This is a genomic window from Pseudomonas sp. KBS0710 (genome assembly GCF_005938045.2).
Classification (GTDB): Bacteria; Pseudomonadota; Gammaproteobacteria; order Pseudomonadales; family Pseudomonadaceae; genus Aquipseudomonas.
This window is the reverse complement of record NZ_VCCF02000001.1, coordinates 3,739,106-3,765,287: the sequence shown is the minus strand read 5'-3', so window position 1 is coordinate 3,765,287 and position 26,182 is coordinate 3,739,106. Positions and strand designations below refer to the sequence as shown.

23 protein-coding genes, 4 tRNA genes and 1 pseudogene are annotated in these 26,182 nt (G+C 61.6%); 18 read left to right on the top strand and 10 right to left on the bottom strand.

Going from position 1 to position 26,182, the window contains the following annotated elements; all coding sequences use genetic code 11:
- Positions 1–49: 49 nt before the first annotated feature.
- The 5 genes from fabB to FFI16_RS16955 form a co-directional block, all read right to left on the bottom strand.
- Positions 50–1,270, bottom strand: coding sequence for a beta-ketoacyl-ACP synthase I (gene fabB, locus FFI16_RS16975; RefSeq protein WP_138816024.1), 1,221 nt, complete (start codon positions 1,268–1,270; stop codon positions 50–52).
- Positions 1,271–1,281: 11 nt separating this feature from the next.
- Positions 1,282–1,797: a 3-hydroxyacyl-[acyl-carrier-protein] dehydratase FabA gene (gene fabA, locus FFI16_RS16970; protein ID WP_003210552.1), complete on the bottom strand. Its 516-nt coding sequence runs from the start codon at positions 1,795–1,797 to the stop codon at positions 1,282–1,284.
- 249 nt (positions 1,798–2,046) lie between these two features.
- A complete protein-coding gene (locus FFI16_RS16965; RefSeq protein WP_138816023.1) occupies positions 2,047–3,948 on the bottom strand; it encodes an ATP-binding protein in 1,902 nt (633 codons plus the stop codon).
- Positions 3,945–4,874: an ABC transporter substrate-binding protein gene (locus FFI16_RS16960; RefSeq protein ID WP_138816022.1), complete on the bottom strand. Its 930-nt coding sequence runs from the start codon at positions 4,872–4,874 to the stop codon at positions 3,945–3,947. The genes FFI16_RS16965 and FFI16_RS16960 overlap by 4 nt, the downstream gene beginning before the upstream one ends.
- A 1-nt stretch (position 4,875) precedes the next feature.
- Positions 4,876–6,996, bottom strand: a complete 2,121-nt coding sequence (locus tag FFI16_RS16955) for a TonB-dependent receptor plug domain-containing protein (protein WP_371923607.1) — start codon at positions 6,994–6,996, stop codon at positions 4,876–4,878.
- A gap of 193 nt (positions 6,997–7,189) precedes the next feature.
- Between FFI16_RS16955 and FFI16_RS16950 the strand changes: the two genes are divergently transcribed.
- The 9 genes from FFI16_RS16950 to FFI16_RS16910 all read left to right on the top strand — a co-directional run bounded on the left by FFI16_RS16950 (position 7,190) and on the right by FFI16_RS16910 (position 15,037).
- The gene (locus tag FFI16_RS16950; RefSeq protein ID WP_056859718.1) at positions 7,190–8,215 is read left to right on the top strand and encodes an NAD(P)H-dependent glycerol-3-phosphate dehydrogenase; all 1,026 of its coding nucleotides are present in this window, start codon (positions 7,190–7,192) and stop codon (positions 8,213–8,215) included.
- A gap of 11 nt (positions 8,216–8,226) precedes the next feature.
- Entirely contained in the window at positions 8,227–8,574 is a 348-nt protein-coding gene (locus tag FFI16_RS16945) for a DUF4389 domain-containing protein (RefSeq protein ID WP_138816021.1), read from the top strand.
- The gene (sixA, locus tag FFI16_RS16940; protein ID WP_138816020.1) at positions 8,571–9,020 is read left to right on the top strand and encodes a phosphohistidine phosphatase SixA; all 450 of its coding nucleotides are present in this window, start codon (positions 8,571–8,573) and stop codon (positions 9,018–9,020) included. Before FFI16_RS16945 ends, sixA begins: the two co-directional genes overlap by 4 nt.
- Positions 9,021–9,106: 86 nt before the next feature.
- Positions 9,107–10,756, top strand: a complete 1,650-nt coding sequence (locus tag FFI16_RS16935; protein WP_138816019.1) for an AMP-binding protein — start codon at positions 9,107–9,109, stop codon at positions 10,754–10,756.
- A gap of 30 nt (positions 10,757–10,786) precedes the next feature.
- A complete protein-coding gene (locus FFI16_RS16930; RefSeq protein ID WP_138816018.1) occupies positions 10,787–11,230 on the top strand; it encodes a hotdog fold thioesterase in 444 nt (147 codons plus the stop codon).
- Between the two features lie 97 nt (positions 11,231–11,327).
- Positions 11,328–12,131, top strand: coding sequence for an alpha/beta fold hydrolase (locus FFI16_RS16925; RefSeq protein WP_065929511.1), 804 nt, complete (start codon positions 11,328–11,330; stop codon positions 12,129–12,131).
- Entirely contained in the window at positions 12,128–12,982 is an 855-nt protein-coding gene (locus FFI16_RS16920) for an alpha/beta hydrolase (protein WP_138816017.1), read from the top strand. The genes FFI16_RS16925 and FFI16_RS16920 overlap by 4 nt, the downstream gene beginning before the upstream one ends.
- 102 nt (positions 12,983–13,084) lie before the next feature.
- Positions 13,085–13,903, top strand: coding sequence for a DUF4892 domain-containing protein (locus tag FFI16_RS16915; RefSeq protein ID WP_138816016.1), 819 nt, complete (start codon positions 13,085–13,087; stop codon positions 13,901–13,903).
- A 72-nt stretch (positions 13,904–13,975) separates the two neighbouring features.
- Entirely contained in the window at positions 13,976–15,037 is a 1,062-nt protein-coding gene (locus FFI16_RS16910; RefSeq protein ID WP_138816015.1) for an AI-2E family transporter, read from the top strand.
- Here FFI16_RS16910 and FFI16_RS16905 read toward each other — a convergent pair.
- Together FFI16_RS16905 and FFI16_RS16900 are read right to left on the bottom strand one after the other, a co-directional pair.
- Positions 15,034–16,068, bottom strand: coding sequence for a HAMP domain-containing sensor histidine kinase (locus FFI16_RS16905; protein ID WP_138816014.1), 1,035 nt, complete (start codon positions 16,066–16,068; stop codon positions 15,034–15,036). The genes FFI16_RS16910 and FFI16_RS16905 overlap by 4 nt on opposite strands.
- Complete coding sequence (locus FFI16_RS16900) at positions 16,068–16,832, bottom strand: response regulator (RefSeq protein ID WP_138816013.1); 765 nt, start codon at positions 16,830–16,832, stop codon at positions 16,068–16,070. The genes FFI16_RS16905 and FFI16_RS16900 overlap by 1 nt, the downstream gene beginning before the upstream one ends.
- Before the next feature lie 261 nt (positions 16,833–17,093).
- On the opposite strand from FFI16_RS16900, the gene pyrF reads away from it, so the two are divergent.
- Positions 17,094–17,792: an orotidine-5'-phosphate decarboxylase gene (gene pyrF, locus FFI16_RS16895; RefSeq protein ID WP_056859708.1), complete on the top strand. Its 699-nt coding sequence runs from the start codon at positions 17,094–17,096 to the stop codon at positions 17,790–17,792.
- Between the two features lie 120 nt (positions 17,793–17,912).
- On the opposite strand, the gene FFI16_RS16890 is transcribed toward pyrF, so the two are convergent.
- Positions 17,913–18,920 carry an NADP-dependent oxidoreductase gene (locus FFI16_RS16890; protein ID WP_138816012.1) on the bottom strand — a complete coding sequence of 336 codons (1,008 nt, stop codon included), beginning with the start codon at positions 18,918–18,920 and terminating at the stop codon, positions 17,913–17,915.
- 228 nt (positions 18,921–19,148) lie between these two features.
- Between FFI16_RS16890 and FFI16_RS16885 the strand changes: the two genes are divergently transcribed.
- From FFI16_RS16885 to FFI16_RS30910, 4 genes and pseudogenes are all read left to right on the top strand, one after another.
- Complete coding sequence (locus FFI16_RS16885; protein WP_138816011.1) at positions 19,149–19,910, top strand: SDR family oxidoreductase; 762 nt, start codon at positions 19,149–19,151, stop codon at positions 19,908–19,910.
- Between the two features lie 203 nt (positions 19,911–20,113).
- Positions 20,114–21,526 carry a PLP-dependent aminotransferase family protein gene (locus FFI16_RS16880; protein ID WP_138816010.1) on the top strand — a complete coding sequence of 471 codons (1,413 nt, stop codon included), beginning with the start codon at positions 20,114–20,116 and terminating at the stop codon, positions 21,524–21,526.
- 114 nt (positions 21,527–21,640) lie between these two features.
- Positions 21,641–22,702: pseudogene (locus tag FFI16_RS30915) on the top strand (HAMP domain-containing protein); the annotation flags it as partial.
- A complete protein-coding gene (locus FFI16_RS30910) occupies positions 22,691–23,608 on the top strand; it encodes a methyl-accepting chemotaxis protein (protein ID WP_371923628.1) in 918 nt (305 codons plus the stop codon). The pseudogene FFI16_RS30915 and the gene FFI16_RS30910, both read left to right, overlap by 12 nt.
- A gap of 27 nt (positions 23,609–23,635) precedes the next feature.
- On the opposite strand, the gene FFI16_RS16870 is transcribed toward FFI16_RS30910, so the two are convergent.
- Together FFI16_RS16870 and FFI16_RS16865 are read right to left on the bottom strand one after the other, a co-directional pair.
- The gene (locus FFI16_RS16870; protein WP_138816008.1) at positions 23,636–24,448 is read right to left on the bottom strand and encodes an alpha/beta fold hydrolase; all 813 of its coding nucleotides are present in this window, start codon (positions 24,446–24,448) and stop codon (positions 23,636–23,638) included.
- 172 nt (positions 24,449–24,620) lie between these two features.
- Entirely contained in the window at positions 24,621–25,379 is a 759-nt protein-coding gene (locus FFI16_RS16865) for a hypothetical protein (protein ID WP_256666268.1), read from the bottom strand.
- Positions 25,380–25,762: 383 nt separating this feature from the next.
- Between FFI16_RS16865 and FFI16_RS16860 the strand changes: the two genes are divergently transcribed.
- From FFI16_RS16860 to FFI16_RS16845, 4 genes are all read left to right on the top strand, one after another.
- Positions 25,763–25,838, top strand: a tRNA-Glu gene (locus tag FFI16_RS16860).
- A gap of 3 nt (positions 25,839–25,841) precedes the next feature.
- Positions 25,842–25,917, top strand: a tRNA-Gly gene (locus FFI16_RS16855).
- A gap of 105 nt (positions 25,918–26,022) precedes the next feature.
- Positions 26,023–26,098, top strand: a tRNA-Glu gene (locus FFI16_RS16850).
- Positions 26,099–26,102: 4 nt separating this feature from the next.
- Positions 26,103–26,178: transfer RNA gene (locus tag FFI16_RS16845), tRNA-Gly, on the top strand.
- The last annotated feature ends 4 nt before the right edge of the window (positions 26,179–26,182 follow it).

Here is a 26,182-nt window from a genome sequence, read left to right as displayed (position 1 = left end):
AAAAGCCCCGAACCAGTCGGGGCTTTTTCAGGTGATCAACCTGCGGGGCTTACTTGCCCTGCCAGCGTTTCAGTACCAGAGTGGCGTTGGTGCCACCGAAGCCGAAGCTGTTGCTCATCACGGTGTCGATTTTTGCGTTTTCAACGGTCTTGGTCAGGATCGGCATATCGGCGACGACCGGGTCGATCTCGTCGATGTTGGCCGAGCCGGCCATGAAGTTGCCTTCCATCATCAGCAGGCAGTAGATCGCCTCATGAACGCCGGCGGCGCCCAGGGAGTGACCCGACAGGCTCTTGGTGGAGCTGATGGCGGGAGCCTTGTCACCGAATACCGCACGCACACCTTCCATTTCCTTGGCATCGCCGACCGGAGTCGAAGTGCCGTGGGTGTTCAGGTAGTCGATTGGGGTGTCCACGGTGGACATGGCCATCTGCATGCAACGGATGGCGCCTTCGCCGCTTGGCGCAACCATGTCGTAGCCGTCGGAAGTAGCGCCGTAGCCGACGATTTCCGCGTAGATTTTTGCACCACGGGCCAGAGCATGTTCCAGCTCCTCGACCACCACCATGCCGCCACCGCCGGCGATGACGAAACCGTCACGCTTGGCGTCGTAGGCGCGGGAGGCCTTTTCCGGGGTTTCGTTGTACTTGGTGGACAGCGCGCCCATGGCGTCGAACAGGAACGACTGGCTCCAATGTTCTTCTTCGCCGCCGCCGGCGAAGACGATGTCCTGCTTACCCAACTGGATCTGCTCGACCGCAGTACCGATGCAATGAGCACTGGTGGCGCAGGCGGAGGAGATCGAGTAGTTCACGCCCTTGATTGCAAACGGCGTGGCCAGGCAGGCCGAAACAGTGCTGCCCATGGTCCGTGTTACACGGTACGGGCCAACCTGCTTCACGCCTTTTGTGCGCAGGATGTCCAGCGCTTCCATCTGGTTGAGGGTCGATGCGCCGCCGGAGCCGGCGATCAGGCCGGTGCGTACGTTCGAAACCTGGTCTTCGCTCAAGCCGGAGTCGGCGATGGCGTCTTTCATGGCCAGGTAGGCGTAGGCGGCAGCGTGGCCGACGAAGCGATAGATCTTGCGATCAATCAGTTTTTCGAGGGGCAGGTCGATGGAGCCGGAAACCTGGCTACGCAGACCCATTTCGGCATATTCCGGGTTGAAGCGGATGCCAGGGCGACTTGCACGCAGGTTAGCGGTGACGGTCTCTTTGTCATTGCCCAGGCAAGAAACGATGCCCAGACCAGTGATAACGACGCGGCGCATGCGGATAACCCTTAAAAGTTGTCAGTGGAAGTGAATACGCCGACCCGAAGGCCTTCGGCAGTATAGATCTCGCGACCGTCGACAGTCACCGAACCGTCGGCGATAGCGAGGTTCAGCTTGCCCTTGAGGACGCGCTTGATTTGAATGTTGTAGGTGACTTTCTTGGCGGTCGGCAGGACCTGGCCAAAGAACTTCACTTCGCCCGAACCCAGGGCACGGCCGCGACCTGGAAGGCCTTGCCAGCCCAGGTAGAAACCGACCAGTTGCCACATGGCATCAAGGCCCAGGCAGCCCGGCATCACAGGGTCGCCTTCGAAATGGCAGGCGAAGAACCACAGATCAGGGGTGATATCCAGCTCGGCGACCAATTCACCTTTGCCGTACTTGCCACCTTCTTCGCTGATATGGGTGATGCGATCCACCATCAGCATATTCGGGGCGGGCAGTTGCGCGTTACCTGGGCCGAACAGCTCACCGCGACTGCAGCGCAGCAGGTCTTCCCGAGTAAAGGCGTTTTGTTTGGTCATGCGAGCTCCTCAATAATCCCATGCGGCAGGGCAGGGTAAATCTTCCCGAACCGAATGAAGCGTTCATGCCTCATACCGGCAGCCTACACATAGACTATTGCGTTGTAGTGAAAGTCACAGCGTCAAGGCACTCAATGTACACTTGTTCACTGAAATTTTAAACCGAGCCTGTCTATCGGCCCGTTTGGGTGCCTAAGACTGCCGCACTTTCGTCTTTCACGCCAGTCGCAGTTGGTTGATGGCGTGGCGCTATTGCACCCAGCGCTGCAGTATTTGCTGCAAATCCGTGCGTTTGAACGGCTTAGCCAGGTAATCGTTCATTCCGGCTGCCAGACAGGCTTCGCGATCACCCTGCAACGCGTTGGCCGTCAGCGCGATGATCGGCAGGTCGGCGCAGCCGGGCAGTTGGCGAATCTGGCGAGTGGCTTCGTAGCCGTCGATCAACGGCAGACGGCAATCCATCAGGATCGCGGTAAAAATCAGGCTCTCTGCGCTGCGGATCGCCTCGGCGCCATCGGTGGCCAGGCTCACTTCAAACCCCAGGCTGCGCAACATGGCTTCGACCACGGTGCGGTTGACCGGGTTGTCCTCCACCAGCAACACATGGCGGCCATCACCCGCGCTGGCCTTGCCCTCGGCGTTAAGGGCGATTGCAGGCACGCTGTGCTGGTCGATGGCCAGTGGGATTTCCAGGGTAAACACCGAACCACGACCTTCCTGGCTCTGCGCGCGCAGCGTGCCGCCCATACGTTCGGCCAGCGTGCGGGCAATGGGCAGGCCCAGGCCGGTGCCGCCGTAACGTCTTGAAATGGAACTGTCCGCCTGCTGGAACGCATCGAACATCAGCTCCAGGCGTTCGGCGGAAATCCCGATGCCGCTGTCGCGCACCGTGCAGGTGAACCACACCAGTTCATGGTCGAGGGTTTGCCAATGCGGCTCGACAGTGACGCTGCCTTGCTCGGTGAACTTGAGCGCGTTACCGATCAGGTTCACCAGGATTTGGCGGATACGGGTCGGGTCACCCTGCACGCGCAGGGCGTCCATGCCCAGCGGAATCGGCACTTCCAGGCTCAACCCGCGCTGTTGGGCGCTGTGCTGGAAGGCTTGGGCGCAACTGCTGATCAAGTCCGCGAGGTTGAAGGGGATATGTTCCAGCTCCAGCGCGGCGCGTTCGATGCGGGAGAAGTCGAGGATGTCGTTGATGACTTTAAGCAGGTGCTCGGTGGACTCCGAAGCCAGCGCCGCATACTCGGTCTGCTCCTCGGTCATCTCGGTGGTTTCCAGCAGTTGCAGCATGCCCAGCACGCCGTTCATGGGCGTGCGCAGCTCGTGGCTCATCATTGCCAGGAAGTCCGACTTGGCATTGTTGGCCCGTTCGGCTTCTTCGCGGGTCTGGATCAACTGGGCCATGGCCTGGTGTTGTTCGCGGCTGGCCTGGTTAAGGCCTTCGGCGAGGTTGTTGATATGCCGCGACAAGTCGCCCAGCTCCGAGTCATCGACAATCGGCAGCGGCGTCTTGTAGTCGCCTTGCTGGATGGCTTTTACCGCGTGGCCCATGGCGCTGATCGGTTGCGACAGGCTCGCGGCCAGGCGCCGTGCGAGCAGGAAGGTAAACAGCAGGGCGAACAGCGCAAGGATCCCGGCCTTGAACAGAATCTCCTGCTGGCGCTGGCTGAAGGCGTCGTTGGACATGCCGACGATCACCCGGCCCAGGTAATCGGCACGCGCCGCCTTGGGTTCGTTGAGGTTGTCCTGGAAAAAGTCATTGCCCAGCTGGATATGCTGCAAGCGAATGGGCGCCTGGAACACTTTCACCGACAGCGAACGGTCGTGTTTCTCCGACGGTTGCTCGACGTACACCAGGATGTTCTCGGTGCTGTCCTGAATCTCCAGAAAGCGCACATGCGGGGTGGCCAGCGTGGCACGCAACAGGCTTTCGAGCACGTCGTTGTTACCGGAAATCACCCCGTATTCGGTGGCCGGGGCCAGTTGGTTGGCGATCAACTGGCCGGTGTGGTCCAGTTCCTGGCGCAAGTCCTGGATACGCACGAAGGTAAAGAAGCTGATCAACAGCAAGGTCAGCAACAGCGCCGGGCCCAGGGTGATGAGCTGGGTGCGGGTGTTGATGTCCCAACGACGGCGCAAGGTCATGGGCGTTTTTCTCCTTCGGCCAAACGGGCGGCGACGGCGGCTTCGTCCACCTGTTCGATCCCCAGTGAACGCGCGACCTGCGGGTTGCCCACGACTTTGAAGTGTTGCGGGTACAGGCTGCGTGGCCAGTTGGCGGGCGGATGATCCAGCAGGCGGTCGAGCACCGCCAGCCAGTCGGCCTGGTCGCTGTAGGTACTGGCCAGGCTGCCGGCCTTGACGAACCCGGCGTTGGGCCCCACCAGCGGCAGTTGCTGGGCGTAGCTGCTGAGCAACAGGTTCTTCACGGTTTTCGGGTTGTATAACTGCGGGTCGTCGAGGCCGAGCAGCACGTCACTGTTCTTGAGCAGGTTTTGCAGCGGGCGGCTGTCGTTGATGTTGTCCCAGCGCTGCGGCACGATTTGCAGGCCCATGGGCACTGCATGCTCGCGCAACTCCGGCAGTAGAAACTCACTGTCGGCGCCATAGAGCACACCGACGCGTTGGGCCTGCGGCAGGATGTTGGCGATCAGGCTGAGCTGGCGCGCCAGCGGCGGGTCGCTCCACAACAGGCTGATTTTTGCCGGGTGGGTGCTGCCCAGGCGCTGGCGCGCTTGCAGGCGGCTGATGCGCAACACCAGGGTCGGTGGGCCCTGGTCATCCTGCAGGCGCCAGTCGAGGCCGGGCAAGTCCAGCAGGATCAGGCGTGTGCCGGGCGGTAACTGGCTCGGCGCGGGCAAGTCTTTGAGCGGGGCAAAGCTGACGTGGTCTGCGGGGCGCTGCTGGGCGAGGGCTTGGGTAAAGGCCTGAACGCCGGCACCGTCTTCGGCGGCGGTCAACAGGATATCGGCGCTCCACGCCGGCGCGGTCAGCAACAGGCACACCAGCAGCAAGGCGCGGCGCCAGAGCCGAAAGATAAAGAAGGGGGTCATCCGTGACTGAGCGCCCATGTCAGAATTCCAGCTCCGCGCTGAAGTACAGGACATGGCGACTGTCGTAGTTGTTATCGGCCCAGGTGGTGGGCTGGTTATCGAGGCGTTGTTGCAACATGCCGGCCAGCTCCACATTGGCTTTGCCCAGGGCAATGCGCTTGGCCACCCGCAGGTCGACCCGTTCGAAGCGATATTGGTTGAGCGCATCGTCGCCATAGTAGAACAGCGCACTGGACCAGCCGTGGCCCCACTCGCGCAGCCACCCGGCCGAGCCGCTGTTGCGTGCGGTTTGCGCCTTGTCCAGCGGGTTGCTGGAAGCGGCGTCGACGTAAGCATAGGTCAGGCGCAGGCGGTCGGTATTGCTCATGCGCCAGTCGAACTGCGATTCGGCGCCGGTGAAGCGCGCGCTGTTGGCGTTACTGGCAATGTATTGGTTGTTGCGCAGCGGTGAGCTGATCATCTCGGTGATTTCGTCGTAGAACAGTTTCACGTCGACATTCAACCCGAAGTCGGCAAAGAAGCCGTTGTAGCCCAGCTCTCGTGAACGCATCAACTCTTTATCGAGGTTGCCGGGGCCCCGCGTTACCACAAAATATTGCCCGGAGTTCTGCCCGTAGGCCGGGGAGCTCAAATTGGTGACGCGGTAGCTCCAGTTGACGTTGTTCTCGAACATGTCCGGCGAGCGAATCGCCTCGGAGTACACCGCCCGCAGGCCGTGGCGCGGGTTGATCAAGTAGTTGACCGCCACCCGTGGTGTCAGCGAGTTGCCGCTCAGGTGGGTGTCTTCGTACATGGCGCCGCCTTGCAGCAGCCAGTGCTCGCTGGCGCGCCATTCCAGATGGCCGAACAAACGCCAGGTAGTGTCGTCGAGGGTGCCATTGAAATAGGTGTCGGAGTCGGCGCGGTCGTAACGGTAGTTCATGCCGCTGACCAGGCGCAGGCTGTCGGACAGGCTCAGGGTGTCCTGAATCTCCAGGTCGTAGCGGCTCTCGCGGGTGCTTTGGTCAATGTCGCCGCAGACGCTCTGGTTGGCGCCGTTGCGCCACTGGTCCAGTACCTGGTTGCCCAGCGTTTGTTCGGCGGCACTGCCGGGTGGTGCGACGCCCTGGCTGTAGGTGTCCATGTGCCGCGCCAGCTGTTCGGCATAGTTGGGGTTCAACTGCCACAACCGGGTCAGCTCCGGGCTGAACGAGACCTTGGCGTCACAGGCTTTCCAGACCTGCTGGCGGTCCCATTGCTGGGCTGAGCCCTGAATGTACAAGCTGTGTTCGGGGTTGAAATCGAAGTTCCAGCGCAATGACCCGGCATAGTCCCTGGCGACGACATCGGAATTGGTGCCGCCTTCGGTAATCCCGGCAAACACCGGCATGTAGGTATATGGACGCTGGTTGGTGCCTTCCTTGGCGTCAAATTGCCAGTCGAGACTCTGCTGCGCGTTCAGGGCCTGGCTCACCGCCAGGCTGAAGCGGTTGAGGCGGCGGCTGTCGCGATGGTCGGCGCCGACGGCGGTGCTGTCAAAGCCATCGTCCTGCTGGCCGGACAAGGACAGGCGCAAGTCACCGGTTTCCCAACCCACGCCCTGGCTGGCGTAATAGTCGTTGATGCCGCGCTGGCCACGGATAACCTTGACCCGCGAGCCGTGGCTGTTGGCCGGTGAGCGCGTAAGAATATTGACCACCGCCATCAGCGCGTTGGCGCCGTAGCTGACGGTGTTGGGGCCACGGAACACTTCAATGCGCTCGATATCTTCCATGGCCACCGGGATGTCGCTCCAGTCCAAGGTGGCCAGGCCCGCGCGGTACACCGAGCGCCCGTCGATCAACACCTGCATGCGCCGCGCGTCGCTGGCGCTGGTGCCGTGGTAGTTCACCGACGCCTGGTTGCCGGTGGTGTAGCCGACCATCATCCCCGGCACCAGCCGCAGCAGCTCGGCGATGTCGCGCGCGCCGCTGGCCTTGATCAGCTCGCTGTCGATCACCGTCATGCTGCCGGGCACGGCCGCGGCCGATTGCTTGAGGCGTGTGGCGGTCAACACCTGCGGCAGTGGCTGGCTGTCGAGGAACAGGTCATCAGCCAGCGCAGGTGTGCTGCACAGCAACATCAGCAACAGAGATGAGCGAGGAGGAGGGCCCAGATACACGGCACGGCCTTGATAATTACGGATAGCCGCCCATGTTAACTGAGGTGGGGCCATTTGCCAGTCGTGGGACTTGCAATTACTTCACACAAGTGTGGCATTTTCCGACAAGCGCACGAATTGACGCGGGGGCTGGCCGCAAGCGGGTCGCCCCGTATAATGCCGCCATCGCCATGTAAGGATTAACGGATTGCATATGACTGAACAGCGCCCTATTGCGGTCCTGGGAGGCGGAAGTTTTGGTACCGCCGTGGCTAACCTGCTGGCTGAGAACGGCCACGCGGTGCGCCAGTGGATGCGTGATCCCGAGCAGGCCGAGGCCATCCGCGTGCATCGGGAAAACCCCCGTTACCTTAAAGGCATCAAGATTCATCCGGCCGTGGAACCGGTCACCGACCTGTTGGCCACGCTGACCGATTGCGACCTGTGCTTTGTCGCGCTGCCTTCCAGCGCCTTGCGCTCGGTGCTGGCGCCCCACGCCGAACGCCTGGCCGGCAAGCTGCTGGTCAGCCTGACCAAAGGCATCGAGGCGCAGACCTTCAAGCTGATGAGCGAAATCCTTGCCGAGATCGCCCCGCAGGCGCGCATTGGCGTGTTGTCCGGGCCGAACCTGGCGCGGGAAGTCGCCGAGCACGCGCTGACCGCCACGGTGGTTGCCAGTGAAGACGAAGCGCTGTGCGAACGCGTCCAGGCCGTGCTGCATGGCCGCACCTTCCGCGTCTACGCCAGTGGCGACCGCTTTGGTGTCGAACTGGGCGGGGCGTTGAAAAACGTCTACGCGATCATTGCCGGCATGGCCGTGGCGCTGGGCATGGGCGAGAACACCAAGAGCATGCTGATCACCCGCGCGCTGGCGGAAATGACCCGCTTTGCCGTGAACCAGGGCGCCAACCCGATGACCTTCCTGGGGCTGGCCGGCGTGGGCGACTTGATCGTCACCTGCTCGTCGCCCAAAAGCCGCAACTATCAAGTAGGTTTCGCCCTCGGCCAGGGCCTGAGCCTGGAAGACGCGGTCACGCGCCTGGGCGAAGTCGCCGAAGGCGTCAACACCCTCAAGGTGTTGAAGGCCAAGGCCCAGGAAGTCGGTGTGTATATGCCGCTGGTTGCCGGGCTGCACGCGATCCTGTTTGAAGGGCGCACCTTGAACCAGGTGATCGAGTTGCTGATGCGCGCCGAGCCCAAAACCGACGTCGACTTTATTTCCACCAGCGGTTTCAACTGAGGAACGCGCACATGAACGATCCGAAAGACAGCCCAAAATACGAGTCCATCCTGCTGCGCGTCCTGTGGATGCTGGTGTTTGCCCTGGTGTGGCAAGTGGCGCAGTTCCTGCTCGGTGCGCTGGTGGTGGTGCAGCTGATCTATCGCCTGATCTACGGCGCGCCGAACCTGGGCCTGATGAATTTTGGCGACAGCCTCAGCCAGTTCCTGGCGCAGATCGGCCGTTTCGGCAGCTTTCACACCGAGCAGAAACCCTGGCCGTTCGCCGATTGGCCAACCCCACGCGCACCCGAAGGCGAAGCCGCCCACAGCGTGCCGCCCGCGCCGCACCCGGCGCGTGATGAGGAGCCAAAGCTGTGAAGCTATGGATTTTGCGTCACGGTGAAGCCGAAGGGCATGCGCGTACCGACGCCGAACGCAACCTTACCGAGTATGGCCGTGGCGAAGTGTTGCGCAGTGCCGCGCACCTGATTGGCCAGCCCATCAGTGCCATCCTTGCAAGCCCCTATGTGCGGGCGCAGCAGACGGCGCATCTGGTGCGTGACGCATTGGGTTTCGAACCGCAGATCCGCACCGTGCCGTGGCTGACGCCCGACGGCAACCCGCTGCAAGTGCTGGAAAAGCTCGACACCGATGACAACGTGCTGCTGGTCAGCCACCAACCCTTGGTTGGCAGCCTGATCAGCTTTTTGCAGCATGGTCATCAGCGCCAGCCAGAGCCGATGCACACCGCCAGCCTGGCGGAGCTGGAAGGCGATTTTCCGCTGGCGGGGCTGATGAGCCTGGTCAGTGTGAAGCATCCGTAGGAAAAGCAATCGCGACTTTGTGTGCTATATAGTCAACCAAGCAAGTGCTTGGTTGGCTATCATCGGATCACAAAGGAGCGCGTCCCATGCCTGTCGCTTTTCGTTTGCCGTTGCAGGTCTTCTTCGAACGTGAAGCGCGACACCCGCGCAAACCCTTTCTGGTGCAACCCATCGGCGGCGGCGAGGTGCAGACGCTCACCTGGGGCGATGTCGGCCATCAGGCCCGTTGCGCCGCGCATTGGCTGCGCGCCCGGGCATTGCCCCAGGGCTCGCACATTGCCCTGATCTCAAAAAACTGCGCGCACTGGATCATTGCCGACCTGGCGATCTGGATGGCCGGGCATGTGTCGGTACCGTTGTACCCCAACCTCACGGCGGACTCCGTCAACCACGTGCTCACGCATTCGGAGACGGCGCTGGTGTTGATCGGCAAGCTGGATGACTGGCCTGCGATGGCGCCGGGGATTCCCGCCGGTTTGCCGACCATCAGCCTGCCACTGTGCCCGGCGGGTGAGTTCGATTTCAGCTGGGCAGACCTGCAAGGGTGTTCGCCGATCCAGGACAACCCTCTGCCAGAGGCCGCGAACCTGGCCACCATTGTTTACACCTCCGGCACCACCGGCTTGCCCAAGGGCGTGATGCAAACCTTCGGCGCCTTGGGTTTTGCCGCCACGCGCGGCACGCAGATATTTGGCTTGGGCGAGGATGATCGGCTGCTGTCCTACCTGCCGCTGTGCCATGTGGCAGAGCGCATGTTTGTCGAGCTGGCGGCGATCTATACCGGGCAAACCGTGTTTTTCGCCGAAAGCCTCGAGACGTTTCTGACTGACCTGCGCCGGGCGCGCCCCACGGCCTTGTTCGGCGTACCGCGTATCTGGACCAAGTTCCAGATGGGCGTCTACGCCAAAATCCCGGAAAAGCGCCTCGACACCCTGTTGCGCCTGCCTTTTATCGGCAAGCGCGTCGGCCACAAAGTGTTGGCCGGGCTGGGCCTGGATGCGCTGCGCATCGCGCTGTCCGGTGCAGCCCCGGTGCCAGAAGCCTTGCTGCGCTGGTATCAACGCCTGGGCCTGGACGTGCTGGAGGTGTATGGGATGACCGAAAGCTGCGGCTATTCCCATGTGTGTCGCCCTGGCCAGCAAACGCTCGGCTGGATCGGCCTGCCATGCCCTGGCGTTGAGGTGCGCATCGACCCGACGGGCGAAGTGCAGGTACGCAGCGGCGCCACGATGCTCGGCTACTTCAAGGACCCGCAGAAAACCGCCGAAACCCTCACCGAGGATGGCTTCCTGCGCACCGGTGACAAGGGCGAGCAGGACGCCGACGGGCGCCTGCGCCTGACCGGGCGGCTCAAGGAGATCTTCAAGACCAGCAAGGGCAAGTACGTGGCCCCGGCGCCGATCGAAAACCGCCTGGCTGAACATGCACGCATCGAACAAGTCTGTGTGGTTGGCGATGGCCAGCTGGCGCCGATGGGCTTGTGCGTGTTGTCGGCTGGCAGCCAGGACCGGCAAGCGCTGCGCGGCAGCCTGGAACGCTGGCTGGAACAGGTCAACGGCGCGCTGGACAAGCATGAGCGCTTGCGCCAACTGGTGGTGGTCAAAGACAGTTGGGCGGTGGAAAACGGCTTTTTGACGCCAACCTTGAAGATAAAACGCAACGTAATCGAGTCGACTTACGGTGCACAATTTTCGTCCTGGAGCGAACGCAGCGAAACCATTGTGTGGCAGGATTAGGGTCGTAATAAAACCAATAAGGACAATTTCATGAGCTTGTGGCGCACCCAACCGAATATCGAGCAACTCAACGCCATCCAGAAAAACACCATTGGTGAACTGCTGGACATCCGTTTCGAAAGCTTCGACGACGAGTCCCTGACCGCGAGCATGGTGGTCGACCATCGCACCCACCAGCCGTACGGCCTGCTGCACGGTGGCGCGTCAGTGGTGCTGGCCGAAAGCGTCGGCTCCATGGCGGCTTACCTGTGCATTGATGCCGGCAAGTTCTATTGCGTGGGCCTTGAGGTCAACGCCAACCACTTGCGTGGTGTGCGCAGTGGGCGGGTGACCGCGGTAGCACGGGCGATTCATATCGGCCGTACCACGCAGGTGTGGGACATTCGCTTGACCAGCGACGATGGCAAGGCCAGCTGCGTGTCGCGCCTGACCATGGCCGTGGTGCCGTTGGGCGAGAACCCGCCGGCACGATAGGCGTGGCGTGAGTGTCATCATTCCTGGCGGTTACAGTCATTGCTGTGCGGCTCAAGGCTGGTGACAATTCACTTCTGTTTTCGTAAATGGATCCTGTATGTCGCAGCACGTGTTTTTTGCCCATGCCAATGGCTTTCCTTCGGCCACCTACGGCAAGTTGTTTGCCGCCCTGGCCCCGGAATACGCGGTGGCGCATTTGCCCCAGCACGGTCACGACCCCAGGTTTCCAGTGGACGACAACTGGCAGAACCTGGTGGATGAGCTGATCCACCATTTGGAACAGCAACCGGAGCCGGTGTGGGGCGTGGGCCATTCCTTGGGCGGCGTGCTGCACTTGCACGCGGCCATGCGCTGCCCGCAGCTGTACCGTGGCGTGGTGATGCTGGATTCGCCGGTGCTCACCCGCGCTGACCGCTGGGTGATTCGCGCCGCCAAACGGTTTGGCTTTATCGACCGCCTGACCCCGGCCGGGCGCACCCTGGGTCGGCGTGAAGAATTCAGCGACCTGGCTGCCGCACGCAGCTACTTCGCCGGCAAGACGCTGTTTCGCGGCTTCGACCCGGAGTGCTTTGACGCGTACCTGCAACACGGCCTGCAACAGGTGGGCGATCGCCTGCGCTTGCGCTTTGACCCGGCCACCGAGATCAGTATCTACCGGGGCGTGCCCCATACCAGCCCAGGCCAGGTTCGCCAGCTGAAGGTGCCGCTGGCGGTGGTGCGCGGGCGCCAGAGCCGGGTGGTGATGCGTCACCATGCCAGTGGTGTCGATCGCCTGCCCATGGGCGAAATGCTCACCATGCCGGGCGGCCATATGTTCCCTCTCGAACGCCCACAGGACACCGCCACCTTGATCAAGAACCTGTTTTCCCGCTGGCAAGCCCGCGAGCGCAGCTGCGCATGAGCAACCCCGTCGAAGAAGTACGCCTGAGCCTGCCGCACATCGAATTGGCCGCGCACCTGTTCGGGCCCGAAGACGGCCTGCCGGTGATCGCTCTGCATGGCTGGCTGGACAACGCCAACAGCTTTGCACGGCTGGCGCCCAAGCTTACGGGCCTGCGCATCGTTGCGCTGGACATGGCCGGGCATGGGCACTCAGCCCATCGGCCGGCCGGGGCCGGTTATGCCTTGTGGGATTACGTGTTTGATGTGCTGCAAGTGGCTGAACAACTGGGCTGGAAACGTTTTGCATTACTTGGCCATTCCCTCGGCGCCATCGTTTCCCTGGTGTTGGCCGGAGCGTTGCCCGAGCGCGTCACACACCTGGGGTTGATCGACGGTGTGATCCCGCCAACCGCCGCCGGCGAGAACGCCGCCGAGCGCCTCGGCATGGCGTTGCAGGCGCAATTGAGCCTGCAAGACAAGCGCAAACCGGTCTACAGCACCTTGGATCGGGCCGTTGAAGCGCGCATGAAAGGCGTGGTGGCGGTCAGCCGTGAAGCCGCCGAACTGCTGGCCCAGCGCGGTTTGATGCCTGTGCCGGGTGGCTACACCTGGCGCACCGATGCGCGCTTGACCCTGGCATCGCCGATGCGCCTGACGGACGAGCAGGCGATGGCGTTCGTGCGACGTGTGGGTTGCCCTACACAATTGGTGGTTGCGGCTGACGGCATGCTGGCGAAACATTCCGAATTGCTTTCTCAGCTACCCTTTACGGTCAACACGCTGCCGGGCGGCCATCATTTACACCTGAATGATGAGCCCGGCGCGGTCCTTGTTGCAGACTGTTTCAATCGGTTCTTCTCCACGCCTTGACTTGGCGGGGTCAACTGCCGAGGCTGGGCGGATTGAAAGGGAGTCAACCATGAACGCTATGAATACTGCTGCGACCACTAATGGCCAGGGCTCAACCATCCGATGAGCCTGCGTAAAGGATGTCTCCGTGCCCTTGGGCTGTGCTGTTTGAGCCCTTTGGTGTTCGCCGCCGACGTGCCGGGCAGCCAGGATCTACCGGCGGTGGCCCGTCAGGTCGATGCGCAAATCGTCGATTACCGCCCCGCTGAAGAAAAAGAACGCATCTACCCCATGGGCGCGATCCGCAAGATCAGCGGCCAATTGCGCTATGAAGGCCAGGCCACGGCACGCGGCCAAACCACGGCCATCACCTATGAACTGCCCGCCGAGCACACGTCCAGTGCCGCGTTTACCGCGACGCGCGAAGCGCTGCAGGCCAAGGGCGCGCAGCTGTTGTTCTGGTGCCAGGCGCGTGATTGCGGTGAAAGCAGCCTGTGGGCCAATGAAGTGTTCGGCAATGCCAAGCTGGTCGGCGCCGACGGCCAGCAGGAATACCTGCTGCTGCGCCTGGCCGCCCCGCAGGACAATTCGCTGGTGGCGCTGTACGGCATTACGCGTGGCAACCGCCGTGCTTATCTGCATGTAGAGCAACTGGACGCCAGTGCGCCGTTGGGCGATTTGCTGCCCACCTCGGCAACCTTGCTGCGCGAGCTGAAAAGCACCGGCGAGCTGGACTTTCCGGCACTCGGCGGCGCGCCTGACGCCACCTGGCTGACCTTGATTTCCCGTGGCTTGAACCTCGACGCCACGTTGCGCGTGAGCCTTACTGGGCCGACCGCCGAAGCCTGGCGCCAGGGCCTTATCGACAGCGGCGTGCGTGCCGCCCGCCTGGAAACCGGCAGCGGTGACGCTAAGGGTTTGCACCTGCATCTGATACGCTGACCGTTATAAGGCGAACGGACCCGTGCCGTTCGCCTAAGCTCTCTTCCTACAGCCTTATTCTCGAGAAACCCGATGCTCAATAACGATCGCCTACTGGTGCAAATCCTGCTGCTGGTGTTGTTTGGTGCCAGCTTCTGGGTGATGGCGCCATTCTGGTCGGCGCTGTTCTGGGGTGCGGTGCTGGCGTTTGCCAGTTGGCCGCTGATGCGTTTGCTCACGCGCTGGCTGGGCGGCCGCGAATCCCTGGCGGCGGGCATCCTCACCTTGGGCTGGATGTTGCTGGTGGCGGTGCCGCTGGTGTGGCTGGGGTTCAACCTGGCCGACCATGTGCGCGATGCGGTGGGCTTGATCAAGGATATCCAGGTTGACGGCTTGCCCGCCGCGCCGACCTGGCTGGGTTCGATCCCGTTTGTCGGCGAGCGCCTGGTAGCGACCTGGGACAGCATCGATCAACAGGGCGCAGCACTGATGGTCAGCATCAAGCCGTATCTGGGCCAGGTGGGTAACTGGCTGTTGGCGCGCAGCGCGCAAATTGGCGGCGGTATTCTTGAGCTGACCTTGAGCCTGGTGTTCGTGTTCTTCTTTTATCGGGATGGGCCGCGGCTGGCGGTGTTTGTGCATCGCCTGTTGGAGCGCCTGATCGGTGAGCGCGCCGGTTACTACATCGAACTGGTGGCCGGTACTGTGCAGCGCGTGGTCAACGGCGTGATTGGTACGGCGGCGGCCCAGGCCCTGCTGGCGTTGATCGGCTTCCTGATTGCGGGTGTGCCGGGCGCGCTGGTGCTGGGCATCGTCACCTTCCTGCTCAGCCTGATCCCCATGGGCCCGCCGTTGGTGTGGATCCCCGCCACGGCTTGGCTGGCATGGAAGGGCGACTACACCTATGCGGTGTTCCTCGGTGTATGGGGCACGTTCATCATCAGTGGCGTGGACAACGTGCTCAAGCCGTACCTGATCAGCCGAGGCGGCAACCTGCCGCTGGTGATCGTGCTGTTGGGCGTGTTTGGTGGCTTGATCGCCTTTGGCTTCATCGGCCTGTTTATCGGCCCGACCTTGTTGGCGGTGGCCTACAGCCTGCTGACGGATTGGAGTGCGACCCAGGCGCAGGAGCGTCGCGAAGACAAAGCCCTTTAGGCCCTCGGCAGCCACATAACGGCTGTCAGGCCGCCGCCTGGGGTTTCCTCCAGGCTCAGGTGGCCACCAAGACGTTCCACGGCTTCCTTGGAAATTGTCATGCCCAGGCCGACGCCGCCGGAGTTGCGGTTGCGCGAACCTTCTAGGCGAAAGAACGGCTCGAACACCGCCTCGCGTTTATCGGCGGCGATCCCCGGCCCGTGGTCGATCACGCGGATCACCAGGGCGCCTCGGCTGTCTGCCAGTTCAATGCGCGCCGTGCCGGCATAGCGCAGGGCGTTGTCTATCAGGTTGTTGAGGCACGAACGCAGCGCCATCGGTTGCACCTGCAACGGTACGCAAGTGCCCGAGAACTGTACGTCCGAGCCTTGGTCCTGGGCGTTTTCGCTGAGGGACTCGACCAGCGCCTGCACATCGAGCCAGTGCCGGGTCTCGCTGGTGCGTTGTTCGTGCAGGTAGCTCAAGGTGGCGTCGAGCATGCCGATCATGTCGTCCAGGTCCTGGCGCATCTGGCCTTGCAGCTTGGTGTCTTCGATCTGCTCCAGGCGCAGCTTTAGGCGTGACAGCGGCGTGCGCAGGTCATGAGAGACGGCGCCGAGCATGCGCGCGCGCTGGCTGACTTGCTCGCGGATACGCTTTTGCATCAGGTTGAAGGTCGATGCCGCCTGGCGTGCTTCCCGTGGTCCGGACTCGTTGAGCGGCGGGCTGTCGAGGTCAAGGCTCAAGCGTTCGGCCGCAGCGCTCAGGCGCTGGATCGGCCGGCTCAGCAGTTTGGCGCCGTACCAGGCGGCGATGATCAGCGAGATAAACTGAAAGGTCAGCGGCACCACGGGGCCGCCGTACCAAGGCCGGTGATGGCGAGCCAAAGGCTTCATCGTGCCGTCGGGTTGCTCGACGAAGGTTTCCTGGGGCGGCGGTGGTGGCGGGCCGTAGTGGCGAAACCAGAAAATCGCCAGTACATGAGCGAGCACAATGGCCACCAGCAATACGCCGAACAGCCTGCCAAACAGCGTATTGAAGGTGGCGCGCATCAACCGATATCCCGGGCGTCGAACAGGTAACCTTCGCCGCGCACGGTTTTGATCAGTTGCGGTGCTTTCGGGTCATCCCCAAGCTTCTGGCGCAGGCGCGATACGAGCAGATCGATGCTGCGGTCAAAGGCTTCGATGGAGCGGCCACGGGCAGCATCCAGCAATTGTTCGCGGCTCAGCACACGGCGCGGGCGTTCGATAAACACCCACAGCAGGCGAAATTCCGCGTTGGACAGCGGCACCACCAGGCCATCGTCGGCCACCAGCTGGCGCAATACGCTGTTGAGGCGCCAGTTGTCGAAACGGATGTTGGCGCGCTGCTCGGTGCGGTCATCGCGCACCCGGCGCAGGATGGTCTGGATACGCGCCACCAGCTCGCGCGGTTCGAACGGCTTGGACATATAGTCATCGGCGCCCAGTTCCAGGCCGATGATGCGGTCGGTGGGTTCGCAGCGCGCCGTGAGCATCAAAATCGGGATGTCCGACTCAGTGCGCAACCAACGGCACAGCGACAGGCCATCTTCGCCCGGCAGCATCAGGTCAAGCACCACCACATCAAAGGTTTCGGCTTGCATGGCGGTGCGCATGGCCGTGCCGTCGGTGACGCCGGTGGCAAGAATATTGAAGCGGGCCAGGTAGTCGATCAGCAGTTCACGGATCGGCAGGTCGTCATCGACGATCAGCGCGCGGGTGTTCCATCGCTTGTCTTCGGCGATCACCGCGCCTTTTGGCTCTTCGTTTACAGAGACGGTAGGGGTATGCATAGTGCGATCATCTGCCTGGGTTGTTACGGTGAGCATAGGCGCCCAACTCCATGCCTGGAAGTGCTGGGCGAGCGGTCATGTGCGCGAGGCTAGTCGCGGGGCGTGTTGAGGGCATGTCGGGAATGTATCGGTCTTGACACAATGACTCGAAATCCCCGGTTATGCGCGCTTGATCAGCATTTTACCGATCATCGGATCCCGCAACGGCGCTGCTTGCGCTACAATCCGCGCCGATTTCGACTTGCCTGAGAGCCCATTCCAATGTCCGTCTGCCAGACTCCTATCATCGTCGCCCTGGATTACCCCACTCGTGACGCCGCACTGAAGCTGGCTGACCAGTTGGACCCCACGCTTTGCCGGGTCAAGGTCGGCAAGGAACTGTTCACCAGCTGCGCCGCCGAAATCGTCGGCACCCTGCGTGACAAAGGCTTCGAGGTTTTCCTCGACCTGAAATTCCACGATATCCCCAACACCACTGCTATGGCAGTTAAAGCCGCCGCCGAAATGGGCGTGTGGATGGTCAATGTGCACTGCTCCGGCGGCCTGCGCATGATGAACGCCTGCCGCGAAGTGCTCGAGCAGCGCAGCGGCCCCAAACCCTTGCTGATCGGTGTGACCGTGCTCACCAGCATGGAGCGCGAAGACCTGGCCGGCATCGGTTTGGACATCGAACCGCAGGAGCAGGTACTGCGCCTGGCGGCGCTGGCGCAGAAGGCTGGCCTGGACGGCCTGGTGTGTTCGGCGTTGGAAGCCCAGGCGCTGAAGACTGCGCACCCGTCGCTGCAACTGGTGACCCCGGGGATTCGTCCGGCGGGCAGTGCCCAGGATGACCAGCGCCGTATCCTGACCCCGCGTCAGGCACTGGATGCAGGCTCGGACTACCTGGTGATCGGTCGCCCGATCAGCCAGGCGGCAGATCCGGCCAAGGCACTGGCCGCAGTCGTCGCCGAAATCGCCTGATTGTCACTGATCTAAAATGTGGGAGCGGGGCTCGCGAAAGCGGAGTGTCAGTCACCTGATGTGTGACTGATACTGCGTATTCGCGAGCAAGCCCGCTCCCACATTTGGTTCAGTAGTGAGTCAGTTAACCTTGAGAATCAACTTCCCAAAGTTCTCGCCGTTGAACAGCTTCATCAACGTCTCCGGGAACGTCTCCAGCCCCTCGACAATATCTTCCTTGCTCTTGAGCTTGCCCTGGGCCATCCAGCCGGCCATCTCCTGTCCAGCAGCGGCAAAGTTCGCCGCGTGGTCCATCACCACAAACCCTTCCATGCGCGCACGATTGACCAGCAACGACAAATAGTTGGCCGGGCCTTTCACTGCTTCTTTATTGTTGTACTGGCTGATTGCGCCGCAGATCACCACCCGTGCTTTCAAGGCCAGGCGGCTGAGCACGGCGTCAAGAATATCGCCGCCGACGTTATCGAAATACACATCCACGCCTTTGGGGCATTCGCGCTTGAGGGCGGCGGGTACGTCTTCGCTTTTGTAGTCGATGGCGGCGTCGAAGCCCAGTTCATCAATGAGGAACTTGCACTTGTCGGCGCCCCCCGCGATGCCTACTACGCGGCAGCCCTTGAGCTTGGCAATCTGCCCGGCAATGCTGCCCACTGCGCCAGCGGCGCCGGAGATCACCACGGTATCGCCAGCCTTGGGCGCGCCGGTGTCGAGCAGGGCGAAGTAGGCGGTCATGCCGGTCATGCCCAACGCTGACAAGTAGCGCGGCAGCGGCGCCAGTGTTGGGTCGACCTTATAAAAGCCGCGCGGCTCACCCAGGAAATAATCCTGCACACCCAGCGCGCCGTTCACGTAGTCACCCACGGCAAATTTCGGGTTGTTCGAAGCGATCACCTTGCCCACGCCCAGCGCCCGCATGACTTCGCCGATGCCGACCGGTGGGATATAGGATTTGCCCTCGTTCATCCAGCCACGCATGGCCGGGTCCAGGGACAGGTATTCATTGCGCACCAGCACTTGCCCATCCGCTGGTGTGCCCACCGGCACTTCCTGGTAGGTGAAGGTCTCCCGCGTGGCCGCGCCGACCGGGCGTTTGGCGAGCAGGAATTGGCGGTTGGTCTGGGCAGTCATGGCAGGGACTCTGTTAGAAGTGAACCTTGAGTGATAGACCTTCAGCGGCGTGAGGGCAAGGTTAAGGGTGGGCGCGAATGCTCGCCAATAGGTCGAGCTGATAGTTGCCCTGGGCGTCTTATCACTGCGATTCATGCAACCTCAACCGGCCATATGATAGTGCTGACGCGCCCGCCGTACGCTTGGCTAGACTCGGCCCACGGCTATTTCTCGCATAGGACATCCTCCATGAGCATGACGTTTTCCGGCCAGGTCGCCCTGGTGACTGGCGCTGCCGCCGGTATTGGCCGCGCCACCGCGCTGGCATTTGCCGCAGAAGGCTTGAAAGTAGTGGTTGCCGACCTGGATGTGGCGGGTGGCGAGGGCACGGTTGGGTTGATCCAAAGCGCCGGTGGCGAAGCGCTGTTCGTGCGCTGCAATGTCACGCTGGACGCCGACGTGCAGCAATTGATGGCACAGACCATCGCTGCCTATGGGCGCCTGGATTATGCCTTCAACAACGCCGGCATCGAAATCGAGAAGGGCAAGCTGGCTGACGGCAGCCTGGATGAGTTCGATGCGATCATGGGCGTTAACGTCAAGGGCGTATGGTTGTGCATGAAGTATCAACTGCCGCTGTTGCTGGCCCAGGGCGGCGGCGCGATCGTCAACACCGCCTCGGTCGCCGGGTTGGGCGCTGCGCCGAAGATGAGCATCTATGCGGCGTCCAAGCACGCCGTGATCGGCCTGACAAAATCGGCCGCCATCGAGTATGCGAAGAAGAAAATCCGTGTGAATGCGGTGTGCCCTGCAGTAATCGACACCGACATGTTCCGCCGCGCTTATGAAGCCGATCCACGCAAGGCCGAGTTTGCCGCCGCGATGCACCCGGTCGGGCGTATTGGCAAGGTCGAGGAAATCGCCAGTGCGGTGCTGTATCTGTGCAGTGATGGGGCGGCGTTTACCACAGGGCAAGCCTTGGCGGTGGACGGTGGCGCAACGGCTATCTAGGACTCAATGCCACGCACTCTTGGAAAAGTATTGGGCCGCTGTGGGGCGTTTCCACGGCTGGCACAAGGCCTCGTCAGAATGTGTATCAGCAGGTAAATAATTCAATAAAATCAATACTTTAATAAGTGTTTGCGGCCGGCTTGAGCGAGCTTCTGTGCTTAACTGTTTGGGGTTGAATAACAGACAGTTGAAGTGAGTGGCTCATGGATTTAGGGATCGATCGACAAGCCCATGTACCGGTGGTGCAGCAAATCGTCAGCGCGGTGGCGCAATGGATACGCAAGAGCGGCGCGAGCCCCGGCACGCGCTTGCCATCCATCCGGCAACTGGCCCTCGACAATCTGCTCAGCCAGTCGAGCGTGATCGAGGCTTTCGAGCGAATGGTGGCACAGGGCGTGTTGGCGTCCAGGCAAGGCTCGGGATTTGTGGTCGCCCAGCCCCCTGTTTGCCAGGAAAGCCACTGGTATGAGGGGGCAGAACTGGGCTGGGGTGCCTATGTCGATGGCCCGCTGGGCGAGTTGAAACTGGGCTGCGGCTGGCTGCCGGACGCGTGGCGTGAAAGCGATGATTTGTGCTACGCGATACGTGAAATCAGCCGCACCGACACGGCCGGCCTCTTCAACTACAGCACGCCACTGGGGTTGCCGGCATTGCGCGAGCAACTGCTCAAGCGGCTGACTCAGATGAAGGTGGCCACCTGCCTTGAGCGCATCCTCACCACCCATGGCGCCAGCCATGCGCAGGACTTGCTGATACGCTCGCTGCTCAAGGCCGGCGACACGGTGGTGGTTGAAACGCCGGGCTACGCCAACCTCTATCGACAGTTGGAGCGCCACGGCGTCACGCTGCTGGAGGTTCCGCGTATCGTGGGTGGCCCGGACATGCCGGTGCTTGAACAACTGCTGCAACGGCACCGCCCCAAGTGCCTGTTCATCAACTGCCTCTACCACAACCCCACCGGCACCAGCCTGTGCCGGGCCGTGGCTGAACGGTTGCTGGAGCTTTCGCGACGCGATGGCTTCCTGATCATTGAAGAGGACGTTTATGGCGACCTGCAGCACGCCAGTTGCACGCGACTGTCGGCCTTGCCCCATGATGACAGGGTGATCTATGTATCAAGCTTTTCCAAGACCCTGAGCAGTGCCTTGCGCGTGGGCTACGTCAGTGCCAGCACGGCCATCGTTGCGCAAATGGCCAGCCTCAAGACCCTGACCGGTATCGGCACCTCGCGGTTTGCCGAAGCAGTAGTCGCCACGCTGCTGGCCAATGGCACCTACCGTAAGTGGGTGCAACGCCTGCGCAAGCGTTTGAACCTGCAAATGGCGGCAACCCTGCAGGTACTGGAGGATGAAGAGTGGGAGGTATTTGCCGTGCCTGCGGGCGGCATGTTTGTGTGGGCACGCCCGGGCCTGGGCGATCATTCACGGTTGCAGGCGTGCGCGAGTCGACTCGGCGTCCTGCTGTCGAGCGGGGCGCTGTTTACTCCCCGGGGCGAACCCAGTGACTGGCTGCGCATCAATGTGGCCAATGCTGCTGATCAGCGCGCGTTGGCGTTGTTCCGCGCCATGGGGCCTGCCAGATCGACCTCGACCATTCTGAAAACGACGAGTATGTAGCTTTTTGCCATTATTGTGACGCCAACGTCTTGTGCCAATGGCGTGTCGTTGCGAATCTCGCTGCATGGCAACCAGGCTTGCTGGCGTGTGCCCGTGCAAGAGGACTCAAGTGCAATGATTTCGGCCGTGCAACGACGTTTCGCCAACCTCGGTATGGCAAAAAAACTGGGCTTGGGCTTCTCCCTGGTGCTGCTGCTGACGGCGTTGGTGGCGGCCATTGGCGTGTGGTCGCTGCAAACCGTTGGCCAGCGTTTCGAAGGCCTCAATGCCATGTCTTCGCTCAACAGCGGCTTGCTCAAGGTGCGCTTGATCGAGCAGGACTACGCGTTGCATGCCGACCCCAGGGCCGTCGATGCCTTGCACGAGAGCGTCGATGCACTGGCTGCCCTGGCGGCCACGCTCAAGGCCCAGTCCGCTGCCAATGTGCCGGTGATGGGCGACGTTGAGCAGGCGTTGGCCGCGTATCGCAAGGCGTTCGATGAATTTGTCGAGTTGACCCAGACCAAGGACCTGGCTCTGGAGATGGCCAGTTGGTCGGTTTCCAGCGTGGCCAATAACCTCGATGTGCTGCAAGCCGGCCTGGCCGACGATGGCGCCTATGGCCTCAAGGAAAGCCAGGGCAAGGAGGGCGCCGAGTTTATCGAGCAGGCCGGGCAAGTCAGCCAGGTCTCGCGTTTGATGCTGCAAGCCATGAACGAGGCGCGCGTGCGCCTGGACCAGAGCCGCAAGGCCGATGCCGACAACGCCGAACAGGGCAAGATCGAACAGGCCGACCAGGCACTGGCGCAGGCTGAGCAGTTGAAAACCTCGGTCAAGGACGCGGGTTACCAGACCGTGCTCAATGAGGTGTCCGGGCATATTGCCGCTTTCAGCGAAAAGCTCGGTGAGTACACCGGTTTGCTGGCTCAGGAAAAAATCGTCTACAAGCAATTGCATGACCGCGCCGACCAAGTGGTGAGCCGGGTCAACCAGGCGTATGCCGCCGAAGACCAGTCGATGCAAGCGCAATTGCGCAAAAGCACGTTGCTGATCATCGGATCCTCGGCGTTGGCGTTGTTGGTGGGGCTGATTGCCGCCTGGCTGATTACCCGTCTGATCGTGGCGCCGCTGCGCAGTGTGATCGCGGTGGCCCAGCAGATTGCCGCAGGAGACCTGAGCGGGCGGATGGAGGTCAGTCGCCGTGATGAAATCGGCCAGTTGATGCAAGCGATGCAACAGATGGGCACTGGCTTGAGCCAGATGGTCAGCGGCCTGCAGGCCGGCATCGAGCAATTGGCCAGCTCTGCGCAATCACTTTCCAGTGTCACCGAACAAACCAATGTAGAGGTCAGCAGCCAGAAAGAGGAGACCGAACAGGTCGCCACGGCGATGAACCAGATGACCGCCACCGTGCATGACGTAGCGCGCAACGCCGAAGAGGCCGCGCAAGCGGCGCAGACCGCCGATGCCAAGGTCGACAGCGGCCAGCAGGTGGTGCGTCAGAGCCTGCAGCGCATCGAATTGCTGGCGTCCTCCAGCACCAGTGCCAGCGCCAGCATCGACAGCCTCAGTGCCGAAATCCAGCACATCGGCACGGTGTTGGGGGTGATCAAGAGTGTCGCCGAGCAAACCAACCTGCTGGCCCTTAACGCAGCCATCGAGGCCGCCCGCGCCGGCGAGCAAGGCCGAGGGTTTGCGGTGGTGGCCGATGAGGTGAGGGCGCTGGCCAAGCGCACTCAGCAATCGACCGAGGAAATCGAGCGGTTGGTGAGTACGTTGCGCAGTGCCGCGCAGTCGTCGGTGCAGCAGATTCAGCAAAGCGGCGAGCTGGTGAAACTGGCCGTCAGCGATGCGCTGGAAACCGAGAGTGCGTTGGGCAGCATCGCCGCGGCTGTGTCCTTGATCCAGCAGATGAATCAGCAGATTGCCGCCGCCGCCGAGGAGCAAAGTTCGGTGGCCGAAGAGATCAATCGCAGTGTCACCAGTATCCGCGCGAGTGCCGACCAATCGGCGCTGAGCATGCAAGGCAACGCCGCCTCGAGCATTCAGCTGGCGCAGCTGGGGGCCGAACTCAAGGGCATGGTGGGGCACTTCCGCCTTTGATCAGTGAGCAAAGGCGGAGCCGTACGATCAGGCGTTGTTGGCGAGGAAGGTCAGCAGGGCTTCGTTGACGAAGTCCGGGTTTTCGCGGCTGGAGATGTGCCCGGCGTCTGGAATCAGGGTCAGGCTGCAACCGATCCGTTCGGCCATTTCCTTGGATTCGGCGGGTGGGCGTGGTTTGTCCTGCTCACCGCACATGATCAGGGTGGTGTCGGTGTCCAGGCGGTGCAGTTGGTCGAGGATATCGGCGCGGCTGAAGATCTGGCGACCCAATGGCACGATGCTGTCCAGCAAACGCTCCTTGGAGAAGGCTTGCAGCGACTGACGGAAATCCTGGTACAGCGCCGACTCGCGGTCGATGCCTGGCCGGAAGAAGATCGGTGCGATCACATCCAGTAACGGCTCAGGAATGGCACCGGCGTCTTCGATCATCTTGAACAGCGAGAAATAATACTGACGCGTCGCCTCGGGCTCGGCACCGAGGTAGGTGTCCATCAGCACCAGGCTGTTGATGCGTTGCGGCGCCAGCAACGCCAGGCGTGCGCCCCACATGCCGCCGACCGACAGGCCCACCAGGTTGATCTGTGCAATGTCCAGTTGGTCCAGCAGGGCCAAGGTCTGGCGTGCCAGGTCGTCGAGGGACTGGGTTTGGGCCGGCAGCGGGCCGGATTCACCGTGGCCCCAAAGCTCTGGGACGATTACGCGGTACTGTTGCGACAGGGCTTCGATTTGCGGTGCCCACATGTGGCGGTCCCACAGGTAGCTTGAACCCAGCAGAACGACCGGGCCGGTGCCCTGGTCGACGTAGTGCAGCGGTTGTCCATCAATGACGGCGACAGGCATAGCAGGCCTCTGACTTCACGGAGTTAGGGGCACTTTTTTACGCTAGTCGGGGGCGGGGGGATAGGTGCAAAGTGATGGCACTTGGTGGTGGTGTGTTGGGAGGGTGTGTATTCGTTATTTGGGTAACGGATATGTACCCAACCCATCCATCCACCGCGCGCGCCCCCAACGATCAATCGTAGATAGCTTTCTTTTTCCACTCCGCATCCGCATCCACAACTTTAAGCCCTTCAGTCAACTCATTGACCTCATCTTCAGCCGGCTTGCTGTTAGTCAGTACCGTCGAATTAGCACGGGCCAGTTGATTCTCCAGCAATTGCAACTGCGCGCTATAGAGCACCGGCTCCGGCTGTTTGCGCAGGTACTGCACGCCGCGTTCGAATGCCAGGCGTGCCTGGCCGGGTTGGTTCTGTTGCAGCGCATGCTGGCCGAGGTTATTGAAGAACTCAATGTGCAGCAGCACCAGGATATGACGAATTTCCTTGATCCAGTGCTTGGCCTCGTTGGTCGGCAGAAAACCATCCTGCGCCGCACGGGTCACTTGGCCATGCAGGGCTTCAAGGAGAAAACGCACATCCTTGGCCTTGGCTTCAGTCTGGATCGGCGCCGGTGGGTTGGTCACCGGAATCGATTCGCCCTGGGCAATCAGCGCATTCAACTCAGTGATACGCGCCTTGAGTGCCGCGCTGGACTTGTTGAGGTTCAGCAGACGCTGGTTGACGTTGAGCTCAAGGCGGGTGAGCAGCAGCTTGAGCGCCGGGGTCATCAATTGGCCAGGAAAAGTCTCGGTGATTTCACCACATCGACGCAGCCGATCATTGAGCTCGATCTCGGTGCGTTTCTTTTCCAGCTTGTTGTTTTCCACCACGTGGTTCATGTAGCCAATGGCGATCAGTATTACGATCCCGGCTATTACCAGCAGGGTGATCATGAGTGGTGTCACCGGTGTGACCTCTTTTATAGGGTTTGCTGTGGAGTGTAGTGACTGGACCATCCGGCGGATAGGACTGTTCGACCAGTTGCCCAGGTAGTTTCTTCTATATAGGTAAGCATTGCCGGGCGGGCTCCCTGCATAGATGCACATTGCCATCATTTGCTTGGGCGAACTATAGCGCCTTGTCGGGCGCCAGAATATAGGCGTCAAAGCCCGGACGGGCAGAATGCCCGCCAAGGCCTGGAAAGCAGGGCGAAGTCATTGATTTAAATAAATTTATCCTTGGGGGTTGACGACCTTTCAATCCATCCATAGAATGCGCGCCACTTACAGCGTAAAGCACACAGCGAAACGCGGTAGGGAGTGAATGTTGTACGTGTGTCCCCTTCGTCTAGTGGCCTAGGACACCGCCCTTTCACGGCGGTAACAGGGGTTCGAGTCCCCTAGGGGACGCCATATGCGGGAATAGCTCAGTTGGTAGAGCACGACCTTGCCAAGGTCGGGGTCGCGAGTTCGAGTCTCGTTTCCCGCTCCAATTTACAAGCAATGTGGCCCTCGGGCGGCATTGAGTGAAACCAGGGCATAATCTTCGGATTTAACCTCTGGGCACTGAAATACACACCATGTGTTTCAGTTGTGTGTCCCCTTCGTCTAGTGGCCTAGGACACCGCCCTTTCACGGCGGTAACAGGGGTTCGAGTCCCCTAGGGGACGCCATTTTGCGGGAATAGCTCAGTTGGTAGAGCACGACCTTGCCAAGGTCGGGGTCGCGAGTTCGAGTCTCGTTTCCCGCTCCATATT